General features: G+C 71.8%; 16 protein-coding genes. 9 read left to right on the forward strand and 7 right to left on the reverse strand.

The genetic code is table 11. The features are described 5' to 3' along the window. Positions 1-4: 4 nt before the first annotated feature. The gene (locus tag Val02_RS02345; protein ID WP_203897143.1) at positions 5-970 is read right to left on the reverse strand and encodes a phosphoglycerate dehydrogenase; all 966 of its coding nucleotides are present in this window, start codon (positions 968-970) and stop codon (positions 5-7) included. A gap of 83 nt (positions 971-1053) precedes the next feature. Between Val02_RS02345 and Val02_RS02350 the strand changes: the two genes are divergently transcribed. The 5 genes from Val02_RS02350 to Val02_RS02370 all read left to right on the forward strand — a co-directional run bounded on the left by Val02_RS02350 (position 1054) and on the right by Val02_RS02370 (position 11249). Then, positions 1054-2151, forward strand: coding sequence for a tartrate dehydrogenase (locus tag Val02_RS02350; protein WP_203897144.1), 1098 nt, complete (start codon positions 1054-1056; stop codon positions 2149-2151). A gap of 363 nt (positions 2152-2514) precedes the next feature. After that, positions 2515-5343: a PQQ-dependent sugar dehydrogenase gene (locus Val02_RS02355; RefSeq protein ID WP_203897145.1), complete on the forward strand. Its 2829-nt coding sequence runs from the start codon at positions 2515-2517 to the stop codon at positions 5341-5343. A gap of 14 nt (positions 5344-5357) precedes the next feature. Then, positions 5358-7046 (forward strand): ThuA domain-containing protein, encoded by a 1689-nt coding sequence (locus Val02_RS02360; RefSeq protein WP_203897146.1) that lies wholly within the window; start codon positions 5358-5360, stop codon positions 7044-7046. A gap of 29 nt (positions 7047-7075) precedes the next feature. Next, on the forward strand, positions 7076-9925 hold the full coding sequence (locus Val02_RS02365; RefSeq protein ID WP_373317852.1) for a glycosyl hydrolase family 95 catalytic domain-containing protein: 2850 nt from the start codon (positions 7076-7078) through the stop codon (positions 9923-9925). Positions 9926-9944: 19 nt separating this feature from the next. After that, complete coding sequence (locus Val02_RS02370) at positions 9945-11249, forward strand: RICIN domain-containing protein (RefSeq protein ID WP_203897148.1); 1305 nt, start codon at positions 9945-9947, stop codon at positions 11247-11249. Positions 11250-11327: 78 nt separating this feature from the next. Here Val02_RS02370 and Val02_RS02375 read toward each other — a convergent pair whose 3' ends face one another. Together Val02_RS02375 and Val02_RS02380 are read right to left on the reverse strand one after the other, a co-directional pair. Then, entirely contained in the window at positions 11328-11987 is a 660-nt protein-coding gene (locus Val02_RS02375; RefSeq protein ID WP_203897149.1) for a fibronectin type III domain-containing protein, read from the reverse strand. Positions 11988-12020: 33 nt separating this feature from the next. Continuing rightward, the gene (locus tag Val02_RS02380) at positions 12021-12623 is read right to left on the reverse strand and encodes a TetR/AcrR family transcriptional regulator (protein WP_203897150.1); all 603 of its coding nucleotides are present in this window, start codon (positions 12621-12623) and stop codon (positions 12021-12023) included. Between the two features lie 81 nt (positions 12624-12704). On the opposite strand from Val02_RS02380, the gene Val02_RS02385 reads away from it, so the two are divergent. Beyond that, positions 12705-13520 (forward strand): SDR family NAD(P)-dependent oxidoreductase, encoded by an 816-nt coding sequence (locus Val02_RS02385; protein ID WP_203897151.1) that lies wholly within the window; start codon positions 12705-12707, stop codon positions 13518-13520. 24 nt (positions 13521-13544) lie between these two features. On the opposite strand, the gene Val02_RS02390 is transcribed toward Val02_RS02385, so the two are convergent. The 4 genes from Val02_RS02390 to Val02_RS02405 form a co-directional block, all read right to left on the reverse strand. Further along, positions 13545-13757 carry a hypothetical protein gene (locus Val02_RS02390; protein ID WP_203897152.1) on the reverse strand — a complete coding sequence of 71 codons (213 nt, stop codon included), beginning with the start codon at positions 13755-13757 and terminating at the stop codon, positions 13545-13547. Continuing rightward, on the reverse strand, positions 13754-14050 hold the full coding sequence (locus Val02_RS02395) for an MDR/zinc-dependent alcohol dehydrogenase-like family protein (protein ID WP_203897153.1): 297 nt from the start codon (positions 14048-14050) through the stop codon (positions 13754-13756). Before Val02_RS02395 ends, Val02_RS02390 begins: the two co-directional genes overlap by 4 nt. A 210-nt stretch (positions 14051-14260) precedes the next feature. Further along, positions 14261-15442, reverse strand: coding sequence for an LLM class flavin-dependent oxidoreductase (locus Val02_RS02400; RefSeq protein ID WP_203897154.1), 1182 nt, complete (start codon positions 15440-15442; stop codon positions 14261-14263). A 70-nt stretch (positions 15443-15512) separates the two neighbouring features. Next, positions 15513-16709 (reverse strand): MFS transporter, encoded by a 1197-nt coding sequence (locus tag Val02_RS02405; RefSeq protein ID WP_203897155.1) that lies wholly within the window; start codon positions 16707-16709, stop codon positions 15513-15515. Between the two features lie 87 nt (positions 16710-16796). On the opposite strand from Val02_RS02405, the gene Val02_RS02410 reads away from it, so the two are divergent. From Val02_RS02410 to Val02_RS02420, 3 genes are all read left to right on the forward strand, one after another. Then, a complete protein-coding gene (locus tag Val02_RS02410) occupies positions 16797-17747 on the forward strand; it encodes a GlxA family transcriptional regulator (protein WP_203897156.1) in 951 nt (316 codons plus the stop codon). Positions 17748-17788: 41 nt separating this feature from the next. Continuing rightward, positions 17789-19165: an RICIN domain-containing protein gene (locus Val02_RS02415; RefSeq protein ID WP_203897157.1), complete on the forward strand. Its 1377-nt coding sequence runs from the start codon at positions 17789-17791 to the stop codon at positions 19163-19165. 67 nt (positions 19166-19232) lie between these two features. Beyond that, entirely contained in the window at positions 19233-19424 is a 192-nt protein-coding gene (locus Val02_RS02420; RefSeq protein WP_203897158.1) for a hypothetical protein, read from the forward strand. The last annotated feature ends 3 nt before the right edge of the window (positions 19425-19427 follow it).

A 19427-nucleotide genomic window follows, 5' to 3' on the forward strand; every position in this document is an offset into this window, starting at 1 on the left:
TTCCTCACTGCGACGGGGTGATCAGAAGATTGTTCACGGAAGACTGGGGTTTTCCATGGAGCGCCGCGACGAGTTCGCGCGCGCCGGCCAGTCCGGCGTCGCGCCGCGCCTCGGCGGTCTGCCCGGCCATGTGCGGATGGACGGTGATCCCCTCGACGGCGCGCAGCGGGCTGTCGGCCGGCAGCGGCTCCGCGGCCACCACGTCGAGCGCGGCACCGGCGATCCGGCCGGCGGTGACGGCCTCGATCAGCGCGTTCTCGTCGACGATCCCGCCGCGCGCCGTGTTGATCAGGTAGGCGCCGGGCCGCATGAGGGCGAACGCCCGCGCGTCGAGCAGGTGCCGCGTGCGCGGCGTCAGGGCGGTGTGCACCGACACGAAGTCCGACTCGCGGAGCAGTTCGTCGAGGCCGACGAAGCGCACGTCGGCGGGGCGCAGGTCGGCCGGGACGCCGCTGGTGCACAGGATCGTCATCCCGAACGCCGCCGCGAGCCTCGCCACCCGCTGGGCCGACGCGCCGAAGCCGATCAGCCCGAGCGTCCGGCCGCGCAGCTCGTGCCCGTCCGCGCGCGGCCAGCCGCCGGCGGCCACGCCGCGGGCGTTCGCGACGAGGCGCCGGGCCTCGGTCAGGAGCAGGCCGATCGTGTACTCGGCGACGGCGTTGGCGTTGATGCCGGGCAGGTTGCTGACGCTGATGCCGAGGCGGGTGGCGGCCGGCACGTCGATCGAGTCGTAGCCGACGCCGGTCCGCACGATCGCGCGCAGCGTGGGCGCCTTCGCCAGCACGTCGGCGGTCATCGGTTCGTTGGCGATCAGTGCGCCCTCGGCGCCGTCGAGGTGGGCGACGAGGTCGGCGGGGTCGCGCCGGCCGCGCATCGGGGCGTGCCGGGTGGTGAGACCCTCCCCGGCCAGATAGGTGTCGACCTCGTCGCCGGGCGTCAGGTAGTCGGTGGTGATGAGGACCAGACCCATGTGGTGGAACGCTAATTTGCTACAGCAAAATCGTCAACAGGCAGCATCTATTCGTTGCTGCCGCATGGGCTACAGTGCTCGGCATGAGTCAGCAGCGCGCGCACCGCATCGCCGTCATCCCGGGCGACGGGATCGGCAAGGAGGTCGTTCCCGCCGGCCTCGACGTGCTGCGGGCGGCCGCCGACGCGTTCGACCTGCGGCTGGAGTTCGAGGAGTTCGACTTCGCGTGTGCCGCCTACTGGCAGGCGCACGGCGCGATGCTCCCGCAGGACTGGCAGACCATCCTGCAGGGCTTCGACGCGATCTACTTCGGCGCCGTCGGCTGGCCGGAGGTCGTTCCGGACCACGTGTCGCTGTGGGGGAGCCTGATCCAGTTCCGCCGGGTCTTCGACCAGTACGTCAACCTGCGCCCCTGCCGGCTCATGCCGGGCGTGCGCGGCCCGCTCGCCGGCCGGGGGCCGGGCGACATCGACTTCCTCGTCGTGCGGGAGAACACCGAGGGCGAGTACTCCTCGGTCGGCGGCCGCATCTTCGAGGGGACCGAACGGGAGACCGTCCTGCAGGAGACCGTGATGACGCGCATCGGCGTCGACCGGGTGCTGCGCTACGCGTTCGAGCAGGCCCGGCGTCGCCCCGAACGCCACCTCACCTCGGCGACCAAGAGCAACGGCATCTCGATCTCCATGCCCTACTGGGACGAACGGGTCCGCGCGATCGCGGCCGAGTATCCCGACGTGACCTGGGACCAGTACCACATCGACGCGCTGGCGGCCCATTTCGTGCTGAACCCGGACCGCTTCGACGTGGTCGTCGCCAGCAACCTGTTCGGCGACATCCTCTCCGACCTCGGCCCCGCGTGCACGGGCACACTGGGCATCGCGCCGAGCGCCAACATCAACCCGGAACGCCGGCACCCCAGCCTGTTCGAGCCGGTGCACGGCTCCGCGCCGGACATCGCCGGGCGGGGCGTCGCCAACCCGATCGGGCAGATCTGGTGCGGGTCGATGATGCTGGAGCATCTCGGGCACCCGGCCGCCGCGGCGCACGTTCTGGCGGCGATCGAGAGCGTGCTGGCCGAGGCGTCACCGCGCACGCTCACCCCGGACCTGCACGGCACCGGCACCACGGCCGGTCTCGGCAAGGCCATCGCCGAACGGGTGCGCGCCACGCCGCCGGCGTGACCGTAGCGGCCGCGGGTAGGGGCGGCCCGCCGGTCCGGTTGAAAGTTTCACGTGCCACGACCGCATGTTTCCCGGTTCTTTCCCGGTGCCCCGGCACGCGATTGACGCGTTTCAATCGACAGTTATAACGTATGACGTCTTACCGGACCGGTGCCGCGACCACGAGACCGTGGAGCGGGCGCCGGACCCACCCCCAACACTCCCCGCCTCGCCATCCGGGCCCGCACCACCTCTCACCACCTCGGTGACCGTCCCGCCGGCTGTGCACGGCCGCGCGGGCGCCCGACGCCGTCCCGCCACGGCCGACGGCGCGGCTCCCGAGCCACCCCCGAACCCACACTGAACCCGAAGGTGTGACCGTCCATGCGTACACGCGTCTTAGCGGCGGCCGCTGCCGTCGCACTCTCCACCGTCGGCACCGCGGCGATCATCGTCGGCCCCGCCTCGCCGGCCGCCGCCCACCCCGTCAACGCGGCCGACTTCCAACAGGTCGAACTCGCCCGCGGAGTGGCCGAGATGGGCGAGCCGATGTCGATTGCGGTGCTGCCGGACCGTTCGGTGCTGCACACCGCCCGCAACGGGGTGCTGCGCCGGACCACCGCCGCCGGCGTCACCGCCGTGATCGGCACCCTGCAGGTGTACACGCACGACGAGGAGGGCCTGCAGGGCGTCGCGGTGGATCCGGGCTTCGCCGGCAACCGGTTCGTCTACCTGTACTACGCGCCGCCGCTGTCCACCCCGGGCGGCGACGCGCCGGCCACCGGCACCGACTTCTCCGCGTGGAACGGCGTCAACCGGCTGGCCAGGTTCACGCTCAACGCCGACTTCACGCTCAACACGGCGAGCCAGGTGACCGTGCTGGAGGTACCGACGAGCCGCGGCATGTGCTGCCACGTCGGCGGCGACATCGACTTCGACGCCGCCGGCAACCTCTACCTGTCCACCGGGGACGACTCGAACCCGTTCGACTCGAGCGGCTACACCCCCATCGACGAGCGCACCAACCGCAATCCGGTCTACGACGCGCAGCGCAGCGCCGGCAACACCAACGACCTGCGCGGCAAGGTGCTGCGGATCAAGGTGAACCCCGACGGGACGTACACCAACCCGTCGGGCAACCTCTTCCCGCCGGGCACCGCCGGCACCCGGCCGGAGATCTACGCCATGGGCTTGCGCAACCCGTTCCGGCTCAGCGTGGACAAGCCGACCGGCGCGCTGTACGTCGCCGACTACGGGCCGGACGCCGGCACGGCCAGTTCCGCCCGCGGACCGGCGGGGCAGGTGGAGTTCAACCGGATCACGTCCGCCGGCAACTACGGCTGGCCGTACTGCACCGGCGGCAACACGACGGCCGAGACCTATGTGGACTACGTGTTCCCGTCCGGGCCCTCGGGCAGCCGGTTCAACTGCGCCGCGCCGGTCAACAACTCCCCGCGCAACACCGGGCTCACCAACCTGCCGCCCGCCCGGGCCGCCTGGATCACGTACGACAACTGTTCGGTGGCGGCGTTCGGCTGCGGCTCGGAATCGCCGATGGGCGGCGCGGTGTACCGCTACGACGCGGCCAACCCGTCGACGGTCAAGTTCCCGGCCGCGCTGGACGGGCACTACTTCGCGACGGAGTTCGGCCGGCGCTGGATCAAGACGATCGACGTGAACGGCGACGGCTCGGCCGGGCAGATCAGCGAGTTCCCGTGGCGCGGCACGCAGATCATGGACAGCGCCTTCGGTCCCGACGGCGCCCTGTACGTGTTGGACTACGGCACCGGCTGGGGCAGCGGCGACGCGAGTTCCGCCCTGTACCGCATCGAGTACAACCAGGCCGGCAACAACCAGGCGCCCGTCGCGCGGGTCAGCGCCAACCGGACGTCCGGTGCGGGACCCCTGGCCGTCACCTTCTCCTCGGCCGGCTCCGCGGACCCCGAGGGCGGCGCACTGACCTACGCGTGGAACTTCGGTGACGGCGAAACATCCACGGCGGCCGGCCCGAGCCACACGTTCACCGGCAACGGCCAGTACACCGTCTCCCTCACCGTGCGGGATCCCGCCGGTCTCACCGCGACGGCGTCGGTGGTCGTCACTGTCGGCAATACCGCACCCACGGTCGCGCTGACCGCGCCGACCGACGGAAAGCTGTTCGCCTTCGGCGACGCCGTTCCGTACACGATCACGGTGTCCGACCCCGAGGACGGCACGGTCGACTGTTCCCGGGTGAAACTGACCTACCTCCTCGGCCACGACGAGCACGCGCACGCGATCACCTCGAGCACCGGATGCTCGGGGACGTTGACGATTCCCGTCGACGGCGAGCACGACGACGCGGCGAACCTGTTCGCGGTCTTCGACGCCGAGTACACCGATCAAGGCGCCAATGGTCAGCCCGCCCTGACCACGCACACCCAGCAGGTCCTGCAGCCGAGGCACCGGCAGGCCGAGCACCGCACCATGCAGTCGGGCACCGGCCTGTTCAGCAAGGCGACGGCGGAGGGCGGGCAGACCGTCGGCGACATCAGCAACGGCGACTGGATCGCCTTCCAGCGTTACGCACTCGCGGGGGAGAGCCGGTTCACCGCCCGGGTCTCCTCCGGCGGCTCGGGCGGCACGCTCTCGATCCGCGCCGGTACACCCACCGGCACGGTGCTCGGCACCGTCACCGTGCCGGTGACCGGCGGCTGGGAGACGTTCACCGACGTGTCCACGACGCTGTCCGGAGCGCCGGCCGGCACCACCACGCTGTACCTCACCTTCTCCGGCGGCTCCGGAACGCTCTTCGACGTCGACGCGTTCACGTTCGGCACCGCGCCGGGCAACGGCGGCACCGGCCGGATCGTCGGCGCCGGCGGTTCGTGCGTCGACGTCAACGGGGCCAGCTCCGCCGACGGCGCCAAGATCCAGCTGTGGACCTGCAACGGCGGCGCCAACCAGCAGTGGACCCGCAGCGGCACGACCTGGCGGTCGCTGGGCAAGTGCATGGGCGTGGCCGGCGGCGCCACCACCGACGGCAGCGCGGTGCAGCTGTCGACCTGCAACGGCTCCGGCGGCCAGAACTGGACCGCGGGAACGAACGGATCCCTGGTCAACACCCAGTCCGGCAAATGCCTCGACGCGAACGGCGGCGCCTCCACCAACGGCACCCAGCTCATCATCTGGAGCTGCCACGGCGGCACCAACCAGCGCTGGACCACGCCATGAGAGGAACCACGACCATGCGAAAGATCCTCGGTGTCGCGGCCGCCGCGTCGCTGATCCTGGCGGGCACCGGTAGCCCGCCGGCGAGTGCGGCGGACACGCCCTACGACGTCCTGGTGTTCTCGAAGACCGCCGGATTCCGGCACGACGCGATTCCCGCCGGGATCCAGCTGATCCGGGAACTGGGCTCCGCCAACGCCTTCACGGTCACCGCGACCGAGGACGCGAACCAGTTCAACGCCACCGATCTCGCCCGGTACGAGGCCGTCGTCTTCCTCAACACCACCGGCGACGTGCTGAACGCCACCCAGCAAACCGCCTTCGAGAACTACATCCGAGCCGGCGGCGGGTACGTCGGCGTGCACTCGGCAGCCGACACCGAGTACGACTGGCCGTTCTACGGGGAACTGGTCGGCGCGTACTTCTCGTCCCACCCGGCGATCCAACAGGCCACCGTCCGGGTGGAGAACCGGGCGCACGCGGCCACGGCCGGGCTCGGCCCCACCGTGGCGCGTACCGACGAGTGGTACAACTTCCGCACCAATCCCCGGTCGTCGGCCCGGGTGCTGTCCACATTGGACGAATCGAGCTACTCCGGCGGCACGATGGGCGCCGACCATCCGCACACCTGGTGCAAGACCCTCCAGCGTGGACGCTCGTTCTACACCGGCAGCGGCCACACCCAGGCCAGTTACAGCGAGCCCGGCTTCCGGGCACTGATCCTCGGCGGCATCAGGTACGCGGCCGGCCGGACCAGGGCCGACTGCCGGCCGGAAACCGGCTACACCACCCTCTACAACGGCGCCACCACCGGCTGGTCGCAGGCCGGCCCGGGCGGGTTCGGCAACAGCAACGGCACCCTGACCTCCTCCGGCGGGCTCGGCATGCTCTGGTACAGCGCCAGGGAGTTCCGCTCCTACTCGCTGAAGCTCGACTGGCTGGTGCCGGGTGACGACAACTCCGGGGTGCTCGTCGGGTTCCCGGCGGGCAGCGACCCGAACTCGGCGATGAACAACGGTTACGAGGTGCAGATCGACGCGACCGACACGCCGGACCGGACCACGGGAGCGGTGTACGGGTTCGCCTCGGCCGACCTCGCCGCCCGCGACGCGGCGCTGAACCCACCCGGCGAGTGGAACACCTACGAGCTGTTGGTCGAGGGCGAGCGCCTGCAGGTCTTCCTGAACGGCGTAAAGATCAACGACTTCACCAACACCGACCCGGTGCGCTCCCTGGCCTCCGGGCACATCGGCATCCAGAACCACGGCACGGGCGACGACGTGTCGTTCCGCAACATCCGGATCAAGGAGTTGGGCGGCACCGCGCCACGGGTCGGCCCGATCACCGGCGCCGCGGGCAAGTGTGTCGACGTCAGCGGCGGCAGCACCGCCGACGGCACGAAGATCCAGCTGTGGGGCTGTCAGGGCAGCGCCAACCAGCGGTGGACGGTCAACGCCGACACGTTGCGCGCGCTCGACAAGTGCATGGGCGTCGCCGGCGGCAGCACCGCGAACGGCGCCGCCGTCCAGCTGTCGACCTGCACCGGCGTCGGTGGGCAGAACTGGCGCCCGCAATCCAACGGTTCCCTCGTGAACCCGCAGTCGGGCAGGTGCCTGGACGCCAACGGCGGCAGCACCGCCGACGGCACCCAACTGATCATCTGGACCTGTCACGGCGGCGCGAACCAGCGCTGGAGCCTCCCGTGACCCGCGGCTGGGGAGAGAACATGGCGGAAATGACACGTCGGCACCTGCTCGCCGCCGGAGCGGCCGGGGCCGCCGGGGCCGCTCTGGTGCCGGCCGGTCGGGCCACGGCCGCCGCGGCCGATCCGGCGGCACCGGCCCGGGCGCTCGCCGCCGGCGACCTGACGCTCCGCTACGACGAACCGGCGGGCACCGAGTGGTTGCGGGCCCTGCCGCTCGGCAACGGGCGCCTCGGCGCCATGGTGTTCGGCAACGTCGACACCGAACGGCTGCAACTCAACGAGGACACCGTCTGGGCCGGCGGTCCCTACGACTCGGCCAACCCGCGCGGCGCGGCCAACCTCGCGGAGATCCGCCGGCGGGTCTTCGCAGACCAGTGGACCCAGGCGCAGGATCTGGCGAACCAGACGATGCTCGGCAGCCCGGCCGGACAGTTGGCGTACCAACCCGTCGGCAACCTTCGGCTGGCCTTCGGCAGCGCCACCGGTGCGTCGCAGTATCTGCGGACCCTCGACCTGACCACCGCCACCGCCACGACGACGTACGTGCTGAACGGCGTGCGGTACCAGCGCGAGGTGTTCGCCAGCGCGCCGGACCAGGTGCTGGTGATCCGGCTGACCGCCGACCGGGCCGGTGCGATCACCTTCACCGCCACCTTCGACAGTCCACAAAGGACGACGGTGTCCAGCCCGGACTCCGCGACGATCGCCCTCGACGGCATCTCCGGCACCATGGAGGGCATCTCCGGCTCGGTGCGCTTCCTCGCCCTGGCCCACGCGAACGTCACCGGCGGCACGGCCAGCAGTTCCGGCGGCACGCTGCGGGTCTCCGGTGCCACGAGCGTCACCCTGCTGGTATCCATCGGCTCCAGCTACGTCAACTACCGCGTCGTCAACGGCGACTACCAGGGCATCGCGCGGCGGCATCTCGACGCCGCCCGCGGCGTCGGCCTCGACCAGTTGCGCGCCCGGCACGTGGCCGACCACCAGAGGCTGTTCAACCGGGTCACGGTGGACCTGGGTCGCACGGCGGCGGCCGACCAGACCACCGACGTGCGGATCGCCCAGCACGCGAGCGTCAACGATCCGCACTTCTCCACCCTGCTGTTCCAGTACGGCCGGTACCTGCTGATCGCCTCCTCGCGCCCGGGTTCCCAGCCGGCGAACCTGCAGGGGATCTGGAACGAGGAGATGGCGCCGTCCTGGGACTCGAAGTACACCGTCAACGCGAACCTGCCGATGAACTACTGGCCGGCCGACACCACGAACCTGTCGGAGTGTTTCCTGCCGGTGTTCGACATGATCAGGGACCTGACGGTGACCGGTGCCAGGGTCGCCCAGGCCCAGTACGGCGCCGGCGGCTGGGTGACGCACCACAACACCGACGCCTGGCGCGGTGCGTCGGTCGTCGACGGCGCGCTGTGGGGCATGTGGCAGACCGGCGGCGCCTGGCTGTCCACGCTGATCTGGGACCACTACCTGTTCACCGGCGACGTCGAGTTCCTCCGCGCGAACTACCCGGCGATGAAGGGCGCCGCTCAGTTCTTCCTCGACGCCCTGGTCGCCCACCCGACGCTCGGCTACCTGGTCACCAACCCCTCGAACTCGCCGGAGCTGCCCCACCACCCGAACGCCAGCGTGTGTGCCGGACCCACGATGGACAACCAGATCCTGCGCGACCTGTTCAACGGCGTCGCGCGTGCCGGCGAGACCCTCGGCGTGGACGCCACCTTCCGCATGCAGGTATTGGCGGCGCGGGACCGGCTGGCTCCGATGCGGGTCGGCTCGCGGGGCAACATCCAGGAGTGGCTCGCCGACTGGGTGGAGACCGAACGGACCCACCGGCACGTCTCGCACCTCTACGGCCTGCACCCGAGCAACCAGATCACCCGACGCGGGACACCCCAGTTGCACCAGGCCGCCCGCCAGACGCTGGAACTGCGCGGTGACGACGGCACGGGCTGGTCGCTCGCGTGGAAAATCAACTTCTGGGCCCGGCTGGAGGACGGCAACCGCGCGCACAAGCTCCTCCGCGACCTGGTGCGCACCGACCGCCTCGCGCCGAACATGTTCGACCTGCACCCGCCGTTCCAGATCGACGGCAACTTCGGCGCCACCTCCGGCATCGCGGAGATGCTGCTGCACAGCCACAACGGCGAGCTGCACGTGCTGCCCGCGCTGCCGTCGGCCTGGCCGGCCGGCAGCGTCACGGGTCTGCGCGGTCGCGGCGGGTACACCGTCGGTGCGTCGTGGGACGCCGGCCGGACCGAGCTGACCGTCACACCCGACCGTGGTGGTGCGGTCCGCGTCCGCAGCCGGGTCTTCACCGGCACCTTCGACCTGCGCGACGACACGACCGGCCTCGCCGTTGCGCCGACGCGCGTGGAGACCGATCTCATCGAGTTCGCCGGCCAGGCCGGGCACACCTATCGCGCGTCGGCGGTGCGGTCCGGACCGGTGGAGACCGGCGTGAACTACCGGCTCGTGGCCCAGCACAGCGGCAAGGCCGCCGACATCAGCGGCGCCTCCACCGCGGCCGGTGCGCCGCTGATCCAGTGGCAGTCGGGCGGCGGGCTCAACCAGCAGTTCGACTTCCTGGCCTCCGACGGCGGTCACCACCGGATCCGGGCCCGGCACAGCGGCCTGGTCCTGCAGGTCGCCGGCACCGGCACCGGCGCCGACATCACCCAGCAGGTCGACGCCGACTCGCCCGCCCAGCAGTGGCGGGTGGCGGACCAGGGCGGCGGGGTGATCAGTCTGGTCAACCGGCAGAGCGGCCTGGCGATGGACGTGTGGCAGGCCTCCACCGCCGACGGGGCCCGCATCTCCCAGTGGAACCTCACCGGCAGCGCCAACCAGCGCTTCCTGCTTCAGCGCAGCTAAGCCACAGAGGAGCTTCGCAATGACGAAACACAGGTTGTTTCCGGGTGCGGCAATGGCCGCGGCACTGCTCGTGCTGGCCGTGGGCGGCGTGGCACAGGCCGGCCCGGCCCACGCCGCCGCGCCGTCCGTCGAACTCGTCGCGGCGGCGACCCCCGGGTGCGGAAAGGCGCCGACGCTGTCGAGCGGTACCCACACGATCCAGAGCGGCGGCAAGAACCGCTCATTCATCCTCAGCATCCCCGCCGACTACGACAACACCCGGCAGTATCGGCTGGTCTTCGGTTTTCACTGGTGGGGTGGCACCGCCGAAGCGGTCGCCTCGGGTGGCAGCGACGGTGACGTCTACGCCCACTACGGACTCCGGCGCCTGGCGAACAACACCGCGATCTTCGTCGCTCCCCAGGGCATCGGCAACGGATGGGCCAACTCCGGCGGCGAGGACGTGACGTTCGTCGACGACATGATCCGACGGCTCGACAACGACCTCTGCATCGACACGGCGCAGCGCTTCTCCGTCGGCTTCAGCTACGGCGGCGCCATGAGCTACGCGCTCGCGTGTGCCAGGCCGACGGTCTTCCGTGCGGTCGCCGCCATCGCCGCCCCCGGACCCATCAGCGGATGCAGCGGCGGCACCCAGCCCTTCGCCTACATGGGGATCCACGGCGTCGGTGACAACCCCGCCGCCGGACGGGCGCTGCGGGACAGGTTCGTCGCCAACAACGGCTGCACGCCGCAGAACCCGCCCGAGCCGGCCGCGGGTAGCCGCACCCACATCACCACCGCCTACGCCGGATGCCGGGACGGATACCCGGTGGTCTGGGCCGCCTTCGACGGCGGGCATCAGCAGGGCCCCGTGGACGGGTGCGCCGGATGCGAGAGCGGTGCCAGGAGCTGGGTCAAGGACGAGGTGTGGAGGTTCTTCACGGGTGGGACGACCCCGACCCCCACCACGTTCCGGCTGCGTGGCGAGTCCTCCGGCCGGTGCCTGGACGTCAACGGCGCGAACTCGGCCAGCGGGTCCCAAATGATCATCTGGGACTGCCACGCCAACGCCAACCAGCAGTTCAGCCAGAGCGGCCGGACCCTGCAGGTGATGGGCAAGTGCCTGGACCTGCCCGCAAACCCCGCCGCCGGCGCGCGGGTGCAGATCTGGGACTGTGACGGCGGCACCGACCAGCAGTGGAACCTCAACAGCAACGGCACGATCAGCAACGTCCAGTCCGGCCTGTGCCTGGACGTCAACGGCGCCGGCACCGCGAACGGCACCGCCGTCGTGGTCTGGACCTGCCACACCGGCGCGAACCAACGCTGGGCCCGCATGTGAGCAGGGGCGAAGGCGGCCGCGTTCGGCTCGGCCGCCTTCGCCCGCGCCGCGCTCGGCCGCCGGCGTGAACGGCGGCTGCTATCCCGGGATAGTGACGGTCAGCGGCGCGCTGCGGCCCGAGAAGTCGTTGTCGCCGCTGAGCGCCTCGACGGTCACCGCGTACGTGCCGCCGGGGGCCACCGAGCAGTCGATGTTCAGCAGTTCGAAGACGGTGACACTCGTGGCGGAACCGCTGTGCAGCAGGTTGTCGCCGGAACGCAGCAGGTACGAGACACCGGCCGGATGCGACGAGGCGTCCCAGGCGATCGCGGTGAGCGCGCCGCCGGCGAACACGCCGCGCAGGTTCGTCGGGACGGGCGGCGGCGGCAGCGTGCGCGCCGGCGTGCTGACCGTGATGGACACCGGCGGGGACGAGTTGCCGGCGAGGTCGACCGCGCGCACGGTGCCGGTGTAAGTCGCACCCGGCACGAGCCCGCCGAACCCCTGCAGCGGCTCGAAGGCGCGCTCCTGAAGGGTTCCGAGCGCGACGTCGTACATGACCGTGCCGGAGTTGTCGGTCGAGGCGTCCCAGGCGAGGTAGAGCCAGGTGTGGCCGGCGCTGTGCAGGCGCAGGTTCGTCGGCGTGGTGGGTGGGGTGCGGTCGCCGGACGCGGCCGCCGCGGGGGAGGCGAGTGCGGTGGCGGCGGCGAGGGCCAGCCCGAGGACGGTCGCCCAGATCCGCCGGTGTGGAAGACGCATGCCCGGTGGGCGTTCCGGGCCGTTCCACCGCCGTCAGGTGCCGCCGGGCGGGGTCGGCTGTACGCCGGCGGACCAGGCGCGGGCGGCGTTCTCCGCGATCCGCTCGTAGTGCTGGTCGCCGATGAAGTGCTGCAGCGCTCCCTCGACGGCCAGGGTCGCGACCCCGTGCGCGAGCGCCCACAGCTGCGCGGCGCGTTCGGCCAGCGGCTCACCGTCGAGGTACGGCGCCAGGGTGTCCTCCAGGCGTTGCTGCACCCGTTCGGCCTGGCCCAGCATCTCGGGATGGCGCAGCCGGTCGATGCCGGGCGCGAACATGACCTCGAACCGGGCCGGGTACTCCAGGGCGAACCGCAGGTAGGAGACCGCGATCTGCGCCGCGTGGTCGCCGAAGGACTGCCCGGCGAGGAGCGTGTCGAACCGCGCCTCCAGTTCGCGGAAGCCCAGCATTGCCGCGGCGGCGAGCATCGAGTCGCGATCGGCGAAGTGGCGGTACGGGGCGGAGATGGAGACCCCGGCCCGCCGCGCGGCCTCGGAGACGCTGAACCCGCGTGCGCCGCGCTCCCGGACCAGCTCCATCGTCGCGTCGATGAGCGCGTTGCGCAGGTCGCCGTGGTGATACGGACGCCCCTGGCCCATTGCCGGCCTCCTCACCTCGGACGAACCTCGATGTTGCAGCCTCTCACATTCGTGATCTAGCCTCATGTAAGAACCTCTCACATGAGGCTCTGTCCGCCGCACCGCGAGGGGATCCGCATGCGTTACGAGGGCACCACCGCGCTGGTCACCGGCGCCAGTTCGGGGATCGGCGCCGAGTTCGCCCGGCGGCTGGCGCGGCGCGGCGCCGACGTGGTGCTGGTCGCCCGCCGCGCGGACGCGTGCGAGTCGCTCGCCGCCGAGATCAAGCGCGAGACGGGACGCGCGGCGCACGTCCTGCCGTTCGACCTCACCACGCCGCGCGGCGGCTATCTGCTGGCCGACGCCGCCGCCGCGCGCGGGATCGGCGTCGACACCGTGGTCAACTGCGCCGGGGCCGGGCTGACCAGGCCGTTCATGGACTCGACCGAACGGCAGATCAGCGATCAGCTGCGGCTGGACATCGACGCCACGGTGGACGTCTCACACGCGTTCCTGCCGCAGCTGATCCGTTCGGGGCGGGGCGCCCTGATCAACTTCGGCAGCTTCACCGGATACCTGCCCGTGCCCAACATGGCGGTCTACGCGGCGTCGAAGGCGTTCGTCATCCGGTTCACCGAGGCGCTCGCCTACGAACTGCGCGACTCCCGGCTCACCGTGCTGGCGGTGTCTCCCGGGCCGACCCGCACCGAGTTCTTCACGTCGTCCGGGACGAGCACCGACGGCCTGCGCCTCCAGACGCCGGATCAGGTCTGCACGACCGCCTTCCGGGCCCTGGACCGTCGCCGCCCTCCGGTGAGCGTCATCAGCGGCGCCGCAAACCGGTCCAACCGCCGGCTCGCGGACCTCCTGCCCCGGCGCACCGTGATGCGGCTGATGGAGTCCAAGGCCGCGGAGTGAGGCCGGCGGGCCGGCCGCCCGCCGTCAGCCCTCGTCCTCGCAGTCGCGGCCACGGGCGATCAGGTCGCGGAAGTCGGCCATCTTGTCGCGCATGACCCGCAGGTCCTCGTCCAGTTCCGGGCGCTGCCGGTGCAGCCGCTCCTCCTGCGCCTGCAGGATCCGCAGCCGCCGCACGGAGTGCTCCGGGGTGCCCGGCCCCGACTCGACGAACCGGCGGGTGGTCGTGGGGGTGCTCACGCGGCAAACCTACGCCGCACCCGGGCCGGCCAGCTCAGGTCGGCGAGGTCCAGCACGAACCGCCAGCGCACGTCGTTGCGGGACAGGCCCTCCAGCGCGCGGCCCACCTCCCGCGCCGGGACCCGCTCGACGTCGGCCGTGATGCCGTGGCCGGCCGCGAACTCCAGCATCTCGCGGGTGCGGGTCCGGCCGGCGCTGCCCGAGGCGCTCAGCCGCTTGTAGCCGAGCAGCAGCGCCATGGCCTCCGGTTCGTAGCGGTCGGGGATGCCGAGCATGCAGAGCGTGCCGTCCATCCGCAGCGCCCGCAGGTACGGGGACGGGGTCGTGCTTAGCGAGGCCGCCCAGACCCACCACGCCGACCAGCCGCCCGGGGCCGACGTTCCAGCGGCGCAACGGCTCGAAGACCGTCGCCCCGGCACACATCAGCGGCGCCGCGCCGGTCGTCTTTCGCATGATCGCGACGCTAGGCGCTGGAGTGCGCTCCAGCGCAAACACGGCGGGACTCAGCTGCCGGCGAACTCCGGGATGAGTTCGCCGATCAGCCGGATGCTGCGCAGCACCGCGTCGTGCTCCAGGTGACCCACCTGGTGGAAGCACATCAGGCGGTCGATGCCCAGCTCCGCGTACACCCGCAGCTTCTTGCGGCAGGTCTCCGGGCTGCCGACGATGAGCGAGTCCTGGTCGCGCAGCGCGTCGAAGATCTCGTCGTCGGAGACGTGCTCGCCGGCCAGGATCCGCCCGATGCAGATCTGCGCGTGGTTCGGCGGCGCGGCGGCCGCCTGTTCCGCCCGCAGGAACTCGCCGGTGAGACCGCCGCCGTCGGCCGCCGCCAGCAGCGCCTGCTGCCGGGCCGCCATGTCCATGAACTGCCGCTTGGCCTCGAAGAAGGTCAGCGCCCGCACGGTGTACCAGGCGGCGGCCGCGGCGGCACCGTTGCGCACCGCCTCCGCGTCGGTGTCGGCGCAGTGCACGAAGGTGAAGAACGCGATCCGGTCGTTGACGAACGCGCCGACGGGGCGTTCGCACTGCCGCACCGCCGCCCGGTACAGCTCGATCATCGAACGGACCCGGGGCAGCGCCTCCCACAGCGTGGTGCCGAGCACGCCGACCCCACGCCGGCCCGCCTCCTCGAACGACGCCGGACTCGCCGCCGCCTGCCACAGCGGCGGATGCGGCTTCTGGAACGGCTTCGGCCCGATCGCCACGTCGTCGATCCGATAGGTGTCGCTGGTGTACGAGAAACGTTCCTCGGTCCACATGCGCGGAATCATCTCGAACGCCTCTTGCGTCTGCGCCCGTGCCTCCGCCGGTTCGATGTTGAACAGCCGCCATTCGGGAATCGTCGAACGGGTCAGCCCGAATTCCAGCCGTCCCTCGCTGAGATGGTCGAGCATCGCACCGCGTTCGGCGGCGCGGATCGGATGGTTGAACCGCCCCGGCGCCAGCACCGCGGAATGCCCGATCCGGATCCGGTTGGTGTGCTGGGAGATGGCGGTCAGCATCAGCTCCGGCGCGGACGAGAGGCTGAACTCCTCGGCCCCGTGATGCTCGACCTGCCACCAGCACCCGTAGCCCATCTCGTCGGCCAACCGCGCCTGTTCCAGCATCTGCAGAATGCGCCGGTGTTCGTGATCGCCGTTCCACGGCTTCGGATTCTGAACCTCGCTGAAGATATCGATCAGCATCGGCATTCCTCCTGTCGCCCGGTTTCAAGCCCTCCCGCATCGTTCCACGAACATTGACGTGAATGGCTTTTCATGCCCTGTTCAGGCGGCGTATCACCGGAACGAGGAGAAGTGCGGCGCACACCGCTGCACTGACCCCGCCGCCGAGCAGGAGCAGATCGCGCGGCGCCACGACGGAGGAGACCGGGCCGACGAGCGCCTGCCCGAGCGCGAGCCCGCACACCGACCCGGCCACCTCGTACGCGGTGACGCGGTTCAGCACGTCGCGCGGCACCAGTGTCTGCACGCTGGTCGACCACATCACCGACCAGAACGCCCACGCCGCCCCGCCGACCAGGTGTCCGGCCATCAGTTCGGGCAGCGGCAGTTCCAGCGCGATCGACAGGGGCAGGCAGGCGAAGCCGGTCAGCGCGACGGCGCCGGCCGCGAGGGGGCGCGCGGGGCGGATCCGCATCGCGGCGAGCCCGCCGAACACGGTTCCGGTGCCCATGGCGGCCATCGCCCAGCCGTACGCGGGGGCGCCGAGCCGTTCGCCGATCAGCTGCGAACCGAGCGGGATGAGCGGGCCGAAGACGAGCAACGAGAAGAAGACCCAGATGACGATCACCGACCACATCCACGTGCGGGTGCGGAACTCGTACCAGCCCCGGCGCAGGTCACGCAGCACCGTCGAGGGTTCCCTGCGCACCTCGAACGGGGGCAGCAGCGCCAGGCAGCACGCGCTCGCCAGGAACGTCGCGGCGTCCAGGGTGTAGACGGCGCCGGGACCGGTCAGCGCCGTCATCACCCCCGCGAGCACCGGCCCGCCGAGCTGGGTCGCGGCGTCGGCGATCTTCAGGGTGGCGTTGGCGCGCTGCGGATCCCCGGCGACCAGCGGCACCATGCCGTTGACGCCCGGCTGGAACATCGCGGCGGCCGTCCCGGCGAGTGCGGAAGCGAGGAGCAGCAGCCACAGTGGGGGCGTTCCCACGAAGAACGCGATCCCGACGGCGAGCTGGGTGACGGTCCGGACCAGGTCGGCGCCGACCATCATGGCGCGGGCGCCGATCCGGTCCGCGAAGACGCCGCCGAAGAGGATGAACAGCACGAACGGCGTCGTCCAGACGGCAAGAACGTACCCCACCCCGGAAACCCCGTACACCGCGCCGACGGCCAGCGCGGCGGCGACCGGCATCATCGCGTCGCCGAGCATCGACACCGCGCGGGCGCCGAAGTAGAGCGAGAAGTTCCTGGTCCACAGCTGCTTCGCGGCGGCGTCAACGATCATCGGGGAGGCTGGCACGATCGGCAATTCTGGTCGCCGGCGGGCCGGGTCGCAGGCGCCCGGCCGGACAGGCCTGGGTACATTCCGGCCATGCGAAACCGCGTGGTCGCCCTCGTCGGCCCGACCCTGGAGCTGTATCCGGTGACGTGTGCGTCGGCGGTGTTCGGATGGCACGGGCCGGACATCCCGCACCGCTACGACTTCCGGATGTGCACCGAGCGGCCCGGGCCGGTGCGCACCACGCTCGGCGTCGACGTCGTCGTCGAGAACGGACTCGAGGCCCTGGCCGACGCCGACACGATCCTGATCGCCGGCTGGTGTCCCGGGCCGGACGTGCCGCCCGCGCTCGGCGACGCCGTCCGGGCCGCCCACGCGCGCGGGGCGCGGATCGTCGCGACCTGCTCCGGGGTCTACGTTCCGGCGAGTCTCGGGCTGCTGGACGGCCGCCGCGCCGCGATCCACTGGGAGTGCGCCGGCGCGCTGGCCCGGCAGTACCCGCGGATCAGCACCGACGCGACCGTGCTCTACGTCGACCACGGCGACGTCGCCACCGCCGGCGCCACGGCCACCACGATCGATCTGTGCCTCAACCAGGTCCGGCGGGACCACGGTGCCGCGCTGGCGATGCGGATCGGCCGGCAGCTGTCGGCGCCGCCGCTGCGCGAGGGCGAACAGCGGCAGTATCCGGCGCTGCCGACCACCGGTCCGGTGCCCGACCCGATCGCGCCGCTGCTCGACTGGATCGCCGCGAACCTGCACCGGCCGCTCAGCCTCGAGGACATGGCGACCCGTTCCGGGGTGTCGCCGCGCACGCTGAGCCGCTACTTCGCCGACCAGTTGGGCACGTCGCCCGGGCGGTGGCTGCTCGACCGGCGCATCGCCAGCACCCGCGCGCTGTTGGAGGAGACCGACCTGCCGGTGGAGACGATCGCCAAGCGGGTGGGACTCTCCTCGGCGGTGAACCTGCGCCGCCACTTCCGGCACACGTTGCGCACCACGCCGGGCGCGTACCGGCGGGCGTTCCGGTCGACGCCGGCCTGAGCGGGGTGGCGCGTCGGGAGGCGACCCGGCAGCATGTCGATGTGTCCGCCGTTGATCACCTCACCGCCGCCGTCCGTGCCGCCGACACCCTCGGCGCCGGCGGCGATCCGCTCCGGGTCGAGAGTTCGCTGGCCGCGGCGGTCGGGGCCGCGGCCGCCGCGCTCGGCGCGGACCATCCGGACGTGCTGGCCGCCTCGTGCCGGCTGGCCGCGCTGTACCGGGAGCGCGGTGAGCTGTCCGAGGCGCGCCGGGTCCTGGAGACGGTTGTCGAGTCGGGGCGGCGGGTGCACGGTACGGCGCATCCGTCCGTTCTGGAGGCGACGTACGGGCTGGCGCTGGTCGCGGACGAGTTGGACAACGCCTACGAGGCGCGGCGCAACTTCGACCGGCTGGTGCGGCTGGGGCCGGCCGTGCTCGGGGCCGAGCATCTCTGGGTCGTTGCCGCGCGGCAATATCTCGGCCTCGCGTCGCCCGCCCCGGCGGCGCCGGTGCTCATCGCGCCGGTGACGGCGGTACCGGTGTCGGGGGCGCCGGTCACCGCGGTCCCTGTGTCGGCGGACCCGGTCACGGCGGTGCCGGCTCCGGCCGCGCCCGGGTCGGCGGTGCCGGTCTCCGTGGCCCCGGCGGCTTCGGTGCCGATGGCGGAGACGCCGGAGCGGGACGGCGCGGAGCCCGTGCCGGGGCGGTCGCGGCGGCTGATGGTGATCGGGGCCGTGGTGGGCGTGGTGGTGGTCGTTCTCGTCGCGGTGGTGCTGGCCGTCGTGCGCACCGGCGGCGACCGCGGCGCGGCGGCGAAGCAGACCGCCCGGGACGTTCCCGCGCCGGCGGCCAGCGCGGCCGTTCCGCCGCCGGGTCCGGCTCCCTCCGCCGGGGAGGTGGTGCCGTCCGCGGGTGGCCCCGGCGCCGTCGGGCCCTCCAGCGTTCCCCGGTCGAACGCCCCCGCGCAGAGCCCCACGCCGGCCGGCCCGCGCACGTTCAACGGGCGGTACCTGATCAGACCCGCGCACACCGGCCTGTGCATCGGCGAGGGGCCGGAGCTGTTCAAGAACACCGGCCGCACGGTGCTCGGCCAGCACGCGTGCGCCAACGTCACCCCGGCCACCCGCCTGGAGCCCACCGGCACGAACGTCTACCGCATCCTGCTGGAGGGCTCCGGCGTCGGCCCCTGCGCCTCGGTCGACTACGACGGCACCTACGACGGGCTGCTGCTCGCCGGGCGGGCCTGCAACAACCAGCCCAACCAGCGGTTCACCCTGGAACCGGTGAGCGCCCCGGCGGTGGGGTACCGGCTGCGTTCGGTGTCGGGGCCGCAGTACTGCATCGGCGTGCTGGAGGGCAAGAAGCAGGACGGCGTGCAGATCATGCAGGCGAACTGCTCCGGCGGGGCCGGCGAGGTCTACACCCTGGAGGCCCGCTGACGCGCCACCCGGCTATGCGCCGGACGAGATCAGGAGGTGGCCGAGCGGGGTGAGCAGGTGGCGCACGGTGTTGCGGTCACGCTCCCTCGCCACCAGCCCGGCGGTGCGCAGCGCCGTGATGTGTTCGCTGGCGGTGGAGGACGGCTGCCAGCCGCCGGTTCGACGGCAGCTCGTTGGGGATCGACGCGTGCACGGCGCTTATCCGGCTCTGCGGCGGCGGTGGCACGTGCAGTACCGGCGGCTCGCCGTCGTCCTCTGACGC

The organism is Virgisporangium aliadipatigenens (assembly GCF_016863615.1).
Classification (GTDB): Bacteria; Actinomycetota; Actinomycetes; order Mycobacteriales; family Micromonosporaceae; genus Virgisporangium; species Virgisporangium aliadipatigenens.

Bases quoted from the DNA above. Each gene is read 5' to 3' on its own strand.
- Val02_RS02355 (WP_203897145.1), top strand. From the start codon at position 2,515: ATGCGTACACGCGTCTTAGCGGCGGCCGCTGCCGTCGCACTCTCCACC.
- Val02_RS02400 (WP_203897154.1), bottom strand. From the start codon at position 15,442: ATGCTGATCGATATCTTCAGCGAGGTTCAGAATCCGAAGCCGTGGAAC.
- Val02_RS02395 (WP_203897153.1), bottom strand. From the start codon at position 14,050: ATGGACGGCACGCTCTGCATGCTCGGCATCCCCGACCGCTACGAACCG.
- Val02_RS02360 (WP_203897146.1), top strand. From the start codon at position 5,358: ATGCGAAAGATCCTCGGTGTCGCGGCCGCCGCGTCGCTGATCCTGGCG.
- Val02_RS02405 (WP_203897155.1), bottom strand. From the start codon at position 16,709: ATGATCGTTGACGCCGCCGCGAAGCAGCTGTGGACCAGGAACTTCTCG.
- Val02_RS02385 (WP_203897151.1), top strand. From the start codon at position 12,705: ATGAGGCTCTGTCCGCCGCACCGCGAGGGGATCCGCATGCGTTACGAG.
- Val02_RS02350 (WP_203897144.1), top strand. From the start codon at position 1,054: ATGAGTCAGCAGCGCGCGCACCGCATCGCCGTCATCCCGGGCGACGGG.
- Val02_RS02380 (WP_203897150.1), bottom strand. From the start codon at position 12,623: ATGGGCCAGGGGCGTCCGTATCACCACGGCGACCTGCGCAACGCGCTC.
- Val02_RS02345 (WP_203897143.1), bottom strand. From the start codon at position 970: ATGGGTCTGGTCCTCATCACCACCGACTACCTGACGCCCGGCGACGAG.
- Val02_RS02370 (WP_203897148.1), top strand. From the start codon at position 9,945: ATGACGAAACACAGGTTGTTTCCGGGTGCGGCAATGGCCGCGGCACTG.
- Val02_RS02375 (WP_203897149.1), bottom strand. From the start codon at position 11,987: ATGCGTCTTCCACACCGGCGGATCTGGGCGACCGTCCTCGGGCTGGCC.
- Val02_RS02365 (WP_373317852.1), top strand. From the start codon at position 7,076: ATGACACGTCGGCACCTGCTCGCCGCCGGAGCGGCCGGGGCCGCCGGG.
- Val02_RS02410 (WP_203897156.1), top strand. From the start codon at position 16,797: ATGCGAAACCGCGTGGTCGCCCTCGTCGGCCCGACCCTGGAGCTGTAT.